Origin of the sequence: Dolichospermum sp. UHCC 0406 (assembly GCF_009712025.1) — a bacterium.
GTDB lineage: Bacteria > Cyanobacteriota > Cyanobacteriia > Cyanobacteriales > Nostocaceae > Dolichospermum > Dolichospermum lemmermannii.
In genome coordinates, this window is the sequence record NZ_VILA01000018.1 from 15,628 (window position 1) to 23,667 (window position 8,040).

Annotated in this window: 9 protein-coding genes and 1 pseudogene; 4 read left to right on the top strand and 6 right to left on the bottom strand. The window is 33.4% G+C overall.

Annotated elements, in window-relative coordinates; translation table 11 throughout:
- The first annotated feature begins 403 nt into the window (after positions 1 to 403).
- The 3 genes from FJR09_RS17275 to FJR09_RS17285 all read left to right on the top strand — a co-directional run bounded on the left by FJR09_RS17275 (position 404) and on the right by FJR09_RS17285 (position 3,054).
- Positions 404 to 2,278, top strand: coding sequence for an AIPR family protein (locus FJR09_RS17275; RefSeq protein WP_168652823.1), 1,875 nt, complete (start codon positions 404 to 406; stop codon positions 2,276 to 2,278).
- 166 nt (positions 2,279 to 2,444) lie between these two features.
- Positions 2,445 to 2,660: a hypothetical protein gene (locus tag FJR09_RS17280; protein WP_015081560.1), complete on the top strand. Its 216-nt coding sequence runs from the start codon at positions 2,445 to 2,447 to the stop codon at positions 2,658 to 2,660.
- Positions 2,650 to 3,054 carry a type II toxin-antitoxin system VapC family toxin gene (locus tag FJR09_RS17285; RefSeq protein WP_015081561.1) on the top strand — a complete coding sequence of 135 codons (405 nt, stop codon included), beginning with the start codon at positions 2,650 to 2,652 and terminating at the stop codon, positions 3,052 to 3,054. The genes FJR09_RS17280 and FJR09_RS17285 overlap by 11 nt, the downstream gene beginning before the upstream one ends.
- Positions 3,055 to 3,581: 527 nt before the next feature.
- Here the strand turns inward: FJR09_RS17285 and FJR09_RS17290 are convergent.
- The 5 genes from FJR09_RS17290 to FJR09_RS17310 form a co-directional block, all read right to left on the bottom strand.
- Complete coding sequence (locus FJR09_RS17290; protein WP_371260363.1) at positions 3,582 to 3,731, bottom strand: hypothetical protein; 150 nt, start codon at positions 3,729 to 3,731, stop codon at positions 3,582 to 3,584.
- 134 nt (positions 3,732 to 3,865) lie between these two features.
- Positions 3,866 to 4,249 (bottom strand): aspartate 1-decarboxylase, encoded by a 384-nt coding sequence (gene panD, locus FJR09_RS17295; protein WP_015081562.1) that lies wholly within the window; start codon positions 4,247 to 4,249, stop codon positions 3,866 to 3,868.
- Positions 4,250 to 4,378: 129 nt separating this feature from the next.
- Positions 4,379 to 4,897, bottom strand: coding sequence for an inorganic diphosphatase (locus FJR09_RS17300; RefSeq protein WP_015081563.1), 519 nt, complete (start codon positions 4,895 to 4,897; stop codon positions 4,379 to 4,381).
- Between the two features lie 200 nt (positions 4,898 to 5,097).
- A complete protein-coding gene (locus FJR09_RS17305; RefSeq protein WP_041458148.1) occupies positions 5,098 to 5,286 on the bottom strand; it encodes a hypothetical protein in 189 nt (62 codons plus the stop codon).
- Positions 5,287 to 5,468: 182 nt separating this feature from the next.
- The gene (locus tag FJR09_RS17310; RefSeq protein WP_015081564.1) at positions 5,469 to 6,260 is read right to left on the bottom strand and encodes a DUF4231 domain-containing protein; all 792 of its coding nucleotides are present in this window, start codon (positions 6,258 to 6,260) and stop codon (positions 5,469 to 5,471) included.
- A gap of 380 nt (positions 6,261 to 6,640) precedes the next feature.
- On the opposite strand from FJR09_RS17310, the pseudogene FJR09_RS17315 reads away from it, so the two are divergent.
- Positions 6,641 to 7,471: pseudogene (locus FJR09_RS17315) on the top strand (IS4 family transposase); the annotation flags it as partial.
- Between the two features lie 2 nt (positions 7,472 to 7,473).
- Here FJR09_RS17315 and FJR09_RS17320 read toward each other — a convergent pair.
- Entirely contained in the window at positions 7,474 to 7,737 is a 264-nt protein-coding gene (locus FJR09_RS17320; RefSeq protein ID WP_041458150.1) for a hypothetical protein, read from the bottom strand.
- Positions 7,738 to 8,040: the final 303 nt, after the last annotated feature.

The window sequence follows — 8,040 nt, forward strand, 5'->3', positions numbered from 1 at the left end:
ACAGGACTGAATTAACTGTGTATCCGTGTTCTTATCGGTTCTGTACTTGCCACTTTGGGGAAATAACTGATAGTAGTTTCCTGGTTGGTGGTGTAACAGTTTCGATATTGTTACGTTAGTGTGATTTTTCATAACAGTTCGTATAGTAGGTTACTAAATTTGAGTAATTATGCAAAAATTGGATATATTGATTGCGGTTTTTGCATAATTAATGGAAGATTGTTTTTAATAGATATGTTTATACAGATAAAAGCGGCAATAATTGTTTTGTCACTGGTAAATAACAATCACCTTGCTAAGTTTGATAGCAAAGTTTATTTTTGTAAAATTAGGTAGTTTGTTTGTGAGAATTGCTATATTATAATCTTGTGTTAATACCAAGATATTGAAATTAAAAAAAACCATGATAGATCCCGTAATCAACAGTTTTGTTCAGGAATATTTGCAAGATTATGAGCTAGAATCGAAAGATGATCCTACAGATTTTGAACGATTCGCTAATTATTGTGTCTTTTCGTCTTCTAATCGAACAGGAGACGAATTTGATATTACTAAAGTTCATACTGGACAACCGAGTGATACAGGATTAGATGGTATTGGTATTTTAATTGATGATATTTTAGTTAATTCTAAAGATGATGCAGAAAATATAATTGGAGATAATAAAAATAGAAGTTTTGAATTAAAATTTATTTTCATACAAGCTAAGTTAAAAAACAGTTTTGAACTTACTGTTGTAGAGAGAACAATGAGTGCAATTAAAGATTTTTTTGCAGATTATCGAGATAAAAAACCTTTCTATTCAAGAAGTCAGAAAGTTCAGGAAAAGGCAAACTTAGCATCACATTTACTGAAAACATATATTAAAAATATACGGAAACGTCCAGAATGTAAGATTTACTATATCAGTATTTCTCACAAAGATGCTGAGTCTAAAATCAAAAATAAACAATTAAGATTGTTGAAAGAGTTAGAAGAGGAATTGACATTTTTATCTAGTATTAATTTTTCTTTTTGGGGATATAAAGATATTGAAAAGTTATATAGACAAACTCAACTTCAAGTTGAGACTACTATTAAAGTTAATAATTCCTTTGATTTGGAAGTTCCTGGAGTAGAGAAAGCATATATAACAACAATGTCTTTTTCTGAATTTAGGAAAATAATTTTGCGTGAAGATGAAGATAAAAGCATCAGAGATTTTATTTTTTATGATAATGTTAGAGGTTTTTTAGGAGAAGAAAATAGAATTAATGAAGGCATAAAACAAACTCTTGAATCTGACGATAAAATTTATCTTTTTCCTATTTTAAATAATGGAGTTACTATTATTACTCAAGAGTTACACATAGTCAAAGATAAAACATATAGATTAGTTGACTATCAAATTGTTAATGGTTGTCAAACTAGTCATGTACTGAATATTTGTAAAAATGTATCTAACATAGATGATACAATTATTCTTGTTAAAATAATAGAAACAGATAACGATAATATTAGAAATGAAATTATTAAGGCGACTAATTCTCAAACAGAGGTTCAGAAAGAATTACTAGCTGCTTTATCTGATTTTAATAAAAAATTAGATGAATATTATGAGATTCAGAAATCAGGACATCAGAAGCCACTTTATTATGAAAGAAGACCCGGACAATTTCTGCGCCAAGATGTTATTAAAAATAGAATTATTAAAATTAGACCTCAGATTAAAACTTTCACTGCAATGTTTTTGGATGAACCTCATAATTTTAGCTATTTTGATAAAAAATTAATTGATAGAATTGGAAATGATATTTTTGCTAATTCTCATTATCCAATCCCTTATTACACAAGTTCATGGGCATTTTATCAACTTAACTATTTATACAAAAAATTGAAAATATATGTAAATCTGAATTATGAAAAAAAAGATACATCAACTAAAGTTAAATATTATCTACTAATGATTTTTAAATATATTGTTAGTGATAGTGATTGTCCTAGTTGTAAAAATAAGAAAGATATAGAAAAATATTGTGAAACAATTATTAGTATTCTTAATGATATTGAAAAATGTGAAGAAATATTTATCCAAACCAATGATAAATTTAATACTCTAGCCCAACAATATTATCAAAAATCTAATAACTCAGATTTTATTGATTATGAAAAAATTTGTAAACAACAAGCTTTTACTGATTTTATTTTGTCAGAACTAAATGCTACCAATAAAAATCTTCCAAGAATTCGACAAAACCATATAAATAGTAAGCAACTATTGCTTCCCCTGGAGAACTAGTTAATCATATGAGATATATCTGACACAATCTATTACTCGGATATTAACACTGGAGTAATAAACAGACATCACAAAACTAAAAAATGCTATAATGTGCAACACCAGAAAATTTACAGAGTCATTTGCTATAATTGTACTTAAGAATAGTTATGTGAGGTAAGTTACTATGATTACAAAACAAATGATTCAAGAGAAACTAAAAAATTTAACAGAAGAACAACTTAATCAAGTTTATGGAATTATTGAACAGTTAAGCGATTCAGAAAATGCTGTTAAAAAACCTAGTCTCATGTCCAAATTACGAAAGATTAAAATTGATGCTCCTGAAGATTTCTCGATTCAAGTGAGTGTTAGTTTAGGGAGAGATACAAGTGAGGGATAAAATTTTTGTTGATACGCTGTTTATTGTAGCCTTAATAAACAAACGGGATCAATATCATCTCAAAGCTTTAGAATTAGCTCAAAAATTTGAAAATTATCCTTTGATAACCACTGATGCAATTTTATTAGAAGTTGGTAATGCTTTATCGAGTAATTATAAAAGTGAAGCAGTTGAATTAATGGAAACTTTTTTAAATTCTGATGAAGTAGAAGTTATCCGGTTAAATCCTGAATTATTTGAAGAGGCATTAAATTTATACAAACAACATCAAGATAAATCATGGGGTTTAGTTGATTGTGTTTCTTTTGTGGTAATGAAACAAAATAAAGTTACTCAAGCTTTAACTTTTGATAAGCATTTTATTCAAGCTGGGTTTCAAGCATTAATGAGATAATAAAGATTGTCCTAAACTAACATTATTAACAGGTTTTACAATAATCCAGTCATAAGTTTTGACTTCTTTTGCTCCTGGTATTGAATCTCCCCATTGTGTTAATTCTTGAAAAACGGCTGATGATATGATAATTTATCCATAAAGTTGTTCTACTAATTGGATTTTTCCCTATAGCTGATAGATTAGTAATACAGCGGTTTCCGCTCTTATGAGGTACAAAGTTGAATCACGAAACTCTTGTAGTGCGGGCATCTTGCCCGCTAGATATGTACCTCATAACACCGGGAAGTGCTGTAGGTGAAGTATTGCTAACTATGATCATAAATTTTAGATAATTCCCAAGTTTTTTAAATCAACATCTAAATCAGTTTCATCATAATGAATATTAATGTTTCTAATGATAGTGATTTATTGAGAGTTGAAGAATTAAGTTTAGAGAATTGGTAACAGGAAGATGGCAGTTTTGGGCGATTTCACGTTTCTGTACACATTTTGGCGATTTCCCGCCCACCTCTTAGGCGGTTATATTAATTAATACTTAAAATAAGTCCTTCACGAGCTAGTAATGCTTTAGGGAATACTGACTGAATTTCAGTTTGAACATGATCAAGAAAATCATCATCATCAGAATGATGATAGGAGATTACTAACCGTTTTACTCCAGCTTTCTGAGCCACTAGGAGTAGGAATCAAACCACGTACAAGAATCGCACCTGAAATAGATCAGATTCACCAGCAAGAGTAGGACTTAGTTGTTCAGGAGCATAAATTTGAGAATCGGACAACTCAAAATTTAACATTTTATTGAAAATTAGAGCTTACTGAGCAGATCATCATAATGTCGCACTTCTAATAACTGGTTTTTTTCACCCACAATTACAACAGTCGGAGAGTAACATTTTAACTCTTCTATAGTAAACTGCCCGTAAGTCATGATAATCAAGCGATCGCCAACTACACCTAAACGTGCGGCTGCTCCATTTAATTCAATCGCTCCTGAATTAGCGGGAGCAGGTATGGCATAAGTAATAAAACGCTCACCATTAGCAATATTCACTACTTGTACCTGCTCATAGAGGAATATACCAGCTTTTTTCAGGAGAACCTCGTCAATGCTGATACTACCCACATAGTTAATATTTGCTGCTGTGAGCGTACAGTTATGAATTTTTGCCGACAAGAGAGTGCGCTGCATTTGAGTTTAAATTTTTTTTGCAACCAGTAAGATAGTTGGGAATTAGACTCAGTAAGTGATTACTGATGATTCCACAATTATCGGTTTAGTGGGTAATGAGTAATTCACATTACCATCACCCATAATCTATTATGCTTTAGCTTTAGCTGCTTGAATGAACTTTTCCACCAAGGGAGCTACCTTATCCACATCCTGCCAACCGAGAATTTGCGTGACCTTTTTTTCCAAATTTTTATAACTACGGAAAAATTCAGCAATTTCTTCTAGTCGGTGAGGGGATATGTCTTTGAGAGACTTTACATGAGCATAGCGCGGATCTTTATCGGGAACACAAAGAATTTTTTCATCACGATCGCCACCATCAATCATTTCCAAATAACCAACTGGTCTAGCCGCAATCACGCAACCGGGAAATGTTGGTTCATCCATCATTACCATACCATCTAACGGATCGCCATCATCAGCTAAGGTATTAGGGATAAAACCATAATCATAAGGATACTTGACCGAAGAATAGAGAACCCGATCTAAAGCAAATGCTTGTAAATCCTTATCGTATTCGTATTTATTTTTACTTCCGCCAGCAATTTCAATCAGGACATTAATTACACCTGGCTTTGGTTGGGCAGGAATCAAAGATAAATCCACAACAAAACTCCTTTACTAAAAGTGAATAAGCGGTAGCAGCCATTTTCGCTCCCAGTGTAAGATTCTAAGGCATTGTGGATCTCTTCCCCCAGATTCCTGCTAAAAATCTTGGCGAATTTCACAAATGATCAAAAAAAAGCAGAGAAAAAAACTCCCTGCCCATTATCCTCTGCTTTGACTCCTAAATTCTGCTGTATATTTTAATCTCCGGGAATAGATAGGTTATAGCTTAAGGATGGCTGATTGTTTTCAACATTTACTGAAGAATAGTGGGCGATGATAAATACTGGTAAAGTGAGGGTGATCAAAGCGATCACTGTTCCCACAATGTCTGCCAAACGTTGGGAATATGTATCGGAAGAATGGGCAGACTGGCTATTTAAATTCATACAAGGTTGCAATTAATCAGAATCACGAGTGGGTTGACTCCCTGGAAAAGAGGGTCTACACCATTCTAACTATTTTTTTACTATAAACCGTAATGTCAGGGATAACTGACATTTTTGATCCTTCAGAAATTCCGTAGGGGCGCAGGTCTTGCGTCCAATTAGATTAGTCCCTGCGCCCAAGATTATGCAGCCACTTTTTGTCCTGTAGTTGATTCTTCAGGTTGTGGTGACTCTTGTTTTTCTTGATTTCCTTGTTCTGAATCACTGCTGGGTTGAACTATTTGGAGGTGAATATTATTCACTTGATTAATAAATAGTTCTATTGCCTGACTTACTCTTTGTTGTTGTTTACCTTCTTCGGAAATATCATAACAACGATAGGCTGGGCTAATTCCCAAAATAAACTTTTCCTGTTCAGCTTCTAATAATTCAACGGCTTTGTTAGCAGCCATCCAATTTTTTTCAAAAGGAAATGAGGTAACGATACTAGCAACAATGGAAGCAACGGCTGGGCAAATAACAGGCAGCCATTTTAACCAGCTTTGTCCTGCTTCTAATTTATCCACCAACACTAAAATTGGTGTGACACCTGACAAAATAACGGTAGAAATTTGCAAAACATAGTAAAGAGTTCTGGCGAGATTTCGAGAACTTTTATAATCATCAATCAACTCTTGACAATATTCTAAAGCTTTAGCTCGTGCTGGTAAAACTGTATTATAGTCCAATGTAGTGCCATTGCTTAATAGAGAGGTATAGAGTTCAGCTTTTTTGGAAAGCTCAGTTTTTTGTGATTCCTTTTGAGCATTCTTCACAGATTGTCTATTGAAGATAAACAAACCAAGAGCAACAGTTAAAGCAACGGATGCAGCAGTTATATATTGTTGATCACTAGAACCAACATAAATGATGAAAATTGATGTGATAGCAACTGCGGCTAATAAATAATCAATCAACTTGAAAAAAAACAGCATATTTTTTCCTGGTGTGGTTATTGTCGGAATGTTGAATTGATGATTGGAAACCCCGTTGTAAAAATATTTTCACAACCAAAGATCTATATTACACGAAAGTAACATTATTGACAAGTTGCCAGGACTAGCAATATTTTTCGGAAAAAAGGTTAAGATCCGGATTTTCCAGTTGTTTTCAAGGATACGCTCAAAGATTGATGGAATAAGGATTGTAGGCAGGTATGATGGGAAGCGGTAACACATCAAAACCCGTACCCAATAAAAATGTTGCCTATGCTACCTGTATTTTATCAGACATATTTAGAGACACAATTTAGCCCTAGCGAAAGTTTATTTCTAAATATAATAATTACTGTATTACAGTCAATTCAAAATATAGGTTTATGGTAAGTGTGGTATGGGAGAACAGAAGTTTTCCCGTATATTTTGAATTATTACCAAAATTAGGGAGTAGTAATTTTGATGAACAAAAGAAAATATTATCCCATATTTTACCGATATTTGATATTTATAAAATATGTGTATTAGGAGATAGAGAATTCTGTTCTGTTGTCTTGGCAAACTGTTTCAGGGAAAGGGAAGTATATTTCTGTCTTCGATTGAAGAATAATCACTTTGTAGAAATAAAAAAAGATATTTATGTGCAATTAAAAACTTTGGGATTATCTCCAGGTGTTTCTTTATTTTTACAAGGTATTGAAGTCACAAAAACTCATGGGTTTGATAATTTCAATATCGCTGGTAAATGGAAAGGTAAAGTTAAGGGAATAGCCCCAAAAGAACCGTGGTTTATTTTAACAAATTTAGATACTATCGCCGAGGCTATTTCAGCTTACAAGAAAAGATTTTGTATTGAAGAAATGTTTAGAGACTTTAAAAAAGGAGGTTATTGTTTAGAAGGTACTCAAGTTAGAGGCAATCGACTAATCTCTTTGGTTATATTAATAGCTATCGCCTACACTAGTGCTACTATTGAAGGACGGCAAATTAAGCGCCAAGGGTTGCAAAAATACGTTGGTCGCGTTAAAGAATTTGGCAGATATGAACGTCGTCATAGTACTTTTTATATTGGATTTTATGGTACAGCTTGGGTTGATTTTGATACAAGTTGCTGGGACTCGGTTTTAGATTTATTGAGACTTATTCCTAATAAGCGCAAGTACTATCAACGGGGTCTAAGGGCTATAGAGCTTATTCTACCTACATCCTAGCTTCATTGTCGCCCCGTCAGACCATTACCTTGAACTAAAGTAAGTTGACTATTAGATAATTCTTTCAATCTTTTTGCTAATTGAACTCCAATTAATGGCTCATTTTTGAGGACTTTAACCAAAAAATCGTTGCGTTCTGCTTCTGGTAAAGTGGGAATTAATGCTTCTAAAGATGTAAATTCTGCCTGTGTAGAATTACTAGCTGTAGCTGCTACTGTAATTAGGGCTTGCTGAATAAGTATCCAAAGCGAACCTAGATGCCACACAGTGCGAAAAATGGTGGTTTGGGAGATTGGTTTCCAAATTCACCCCCTGATTTTCCATAGAAATGCAAGGATTTTGAGGCTCTAAATGCCATAGCCTTGCACTTTTTTGTTCCCAAAATCAGCAAAACCCTTATTTAGAGGCGGTTCTAGCTTTACTCAGCAAGCCCTACTTAACCAGCTTTTTGTTGATGTGTGACAGTTAGGGTGCGGAATGTGGGCTACAAACCCATCTTCCGCACCCTAAACTGTCACACAACGAAAAATGGTCGTTGGTGGATTTGGGATTAGCGAACTGCTTGCAGC

Excerpts from the sequence above, each read along its gene's own strand:
- FJR09_RS17275 (WP_168652823.1), top strand. The coding sequence starts at position 404 with ATGATAGATCCCGTAATCAACAGTTTTGTTCAGGAATATTTGCAAGAT.
- FJR09_RS17280 (WP_015081560.1), top strand. The coding sequence starts at position 2,445 with ATGATTACAAAACAAATGATTCAAGAGAAACTAAAAAATTTAACAGAA.
- panD (WP_015081562.1), bottom strand. The coding sequence starts at position 4,249 with ATGCAGCGCACTCTCTTGTCGGCAAAAATTCATAACTGTACGCTCACA.
- FJR09_RS17305 (WP_041458148.1), bottom strand. The coding sequence starts at position 5,286 with ATGAATTTAAATAGCCAGTCTGCCCATTCTTCCGATACATATTCCCAA.
- FJR09_RS17310 (WP_015081564.1), bottom strand. The coding sequence starts at position 6,260 with ATGCTGTTTTTTTTCAAGTTGATTGATTATTTATTAGCCGCAGTTGCT.